3 protein-coding genes are annotated in these 1,664 nt (G+C 61.8%); all 3 read right to left on the reverse strand.

Going from position 1 to position 1,664, the window contains the following annotated elements; translation table 11 throughout:
- Positions 1–301 precede the first annotated feature (301 nt).
- From WAN02_RS16940 to WAN02_RS16950, 3 genes are read right to left on the reverse strand one after another with little or no spacing between them, the layout of a single operon-like run.
- Positions 302–790: a hypothetical protein gene (locus tag WAN02_RS16940; RefSeq protein WP_422265377.1), complete on the reverse strand. Its 489-nt coding sequence runs from the start codon at positions 788–790 to the stop codon at positions 302–304.
- 3 nt (positions 791–793) lie between these two features.
- The gene (locus WAN02_RS16945; RefSeq protein WP_422265379.1) at positions 794–1,210 is read right to left on the reverse strand and encodes a hypothetical protein; all 417 of its coding nucleotides are present in this window, start codon (positions 1,208–1,210) and stop codon (positions 794–796) included.
- Positions 1,197–1,517: a hypothetical protein gene (locus WAN02_RS16950; protein ID WP_422265380.1), complete on the reverse strand. Its 321-nt coding sequence runs from the start codon at positions 1,515–1,517 to the stop codon at positions 1,197–1,199. Before WAN02_RS16950 ends, WAN02_RS16945 begins: the two co-directional genes overlap by 14 nt.
- Positions 1,518–1,664 lie beyond the last annotated feature (147 nt).

The raw sequence follows: 1,664 nt of genomic DNA on the forward strand, positions 1-1,664 counted from the left end.
AATGATAAGAGGCCCGATTTCTTCGGGCGCGAGAATTCCTGGTGAATTGACTGTAGTTATTCCGGTCATGTTGATCCCCCAACGGGTAACTGGCGAAGCGCCGGCCGGAAGGAGAAAAAAGAAATAATCCCAAAGCGGGCCGACACCTTTGCACACAATGGTTTCAAGGTGTTCACCGCACCGGCCCGCTGGACTAATGCGTTGACCCCGCTGGGATCAGATCTCTAGAATACCGTTTCCCCCGGCTACTGCCTATAGGCCGAGGTGCCGTTCGTCGCTCTCCGTTGAATCTGGGGCCCTTCTAGGTGGGTGGCCTGGTCTCGCCACGGGCGGCGTCCTGCAGGAACCCGGCCCAGCCTCGGCTGGTTTCCGGCTGCACGTTGTCGGCGTCCAAGACGTTGCGGGGCCGGCCGCCGATGATGCCCTTGCTGTTGACCAGGCCGGCCGGCGTGCTGTAGGCGGGCGCGCGCCAGTGCGGATGGGACTCGAGTAGCTCGTCGGCGCGGGCGTTCAACTTGTCGGTGGACAACAGCCCGGTGTCGTCGCGCAGATCCTCCAGCTTGGTCTCCAGCCACATGTCCCGCGGATCGTTGAGCTTGCCGCGGAGGTGCGTTTCGGCGGTGGTCCGTTCTAAAGCCTCGATGCGGGCGTTGGATTCGGCCAACGTGCGGATCAGCTCGGCGTTGGATTCCTCGGATTCACGCAGCCTGGTCCGGTAGCGCATAGCTTCAGCGGATCGCAGCTGCTCCTCGGTCGGTTCGGCGGCATCTTGAACGTGTTCTTCAGTCATGTCTTAACCCTCCCCATGGAGTAGCGACTGCGGGCCCGGGTTGCACCGCGGATCAGTCATCATGACGTGACCCCGGAAGCTACCCGGCGGTGGCGCCGGCATCGGGGCGTCGCCCTCGGGACCTGTCCCGTCATCCGGAAAGCCTGGCATCTGCATGCTGTAATCCGGCGCCGGCAGCGTCACGTTGTACGGGCCTTCCGCATCGTCGTCAATCGTCGAATCGTTCGTGGACCAGCTACCTAGGTCGGAGTCGAGCTGACCGTGGACGACTGCTTCACTCTCCGGGTAATCCGGCCGCTGCATCCGCGACCGCATGCCGGGGTCACCCAGCTCGTCGACGACCGGCCAGTCGGTGCCGCCGTCGCTGGTGATGGACGCCTGGATCAGCGGCGAGTTCGGGTCGTAATTACTTTTCGCCATTTTCGTTGTCTCCGTTCTCAGTTGGATTTTCTTTCGCGGCGAACGAGTCGATCACCACGCCAAACTCGTTCACCCGCTGCTGGTTCACACGGTTGTGTTCGTCGCGCAGACCGTAGGCGTTGCACAGCCGCTCCAGCGCGTCATAGGTGAAGTGGTGAGCCCGCCCGCATGCCTTGGCCTCGGCCATCACTGCGCCGATACCCTCCTGATCGCCGACGGCGTAATGCTTCACAGCCGCCAGCACCCGGCGCGAATCACCAGCCCGCTTGGCTGGGCTCATGTCGTTGTCAAACTGCATGGTGTTCATTCTCCCTCTGTTTGTTGCTCGAATTCAGCCCCCAGATCAGCCGCAGTACGCGACGACAGTGGCTATCCCACGAGCGTCCCGGTGTAACAATCGTGTTCCGATTCACCCGAAAAGCTTGACTCGAAAGTCCTTCCCTACAAGTATTTC

It is taken from the genome of Mycobacterium sp., from assembly GCF_049281135.1.
GTDB lineage: Bacteria > Actinomycetota > Actinomycetes > Mycobacteriales > Mycobacteriaceae > Mycobacterium.

Coding starts and splice junctions, on each gene's coding strand:
- WAN02_RS16945 (WP_422265379.1), bottom strand. CDS start 1,210: ATGGCGAAAAGTAATTACGACCCGAACTCGCCGCTGATCCAGGCGTCC.
- WAN02_RS16940 (WP_422265377.1), bottom strand. CDS start 790: ATGACTGAAGAACACGTTCAAGATGCCGCCGAACCGACCGAGGAGCAG.
- WAN02_RS16950 (WP_422265380.1), bottom strand. CDS start 1,517: ATGAACACCATGCAGTTTGACAACGACATGAGCCCAGCCAAGCGGGCT.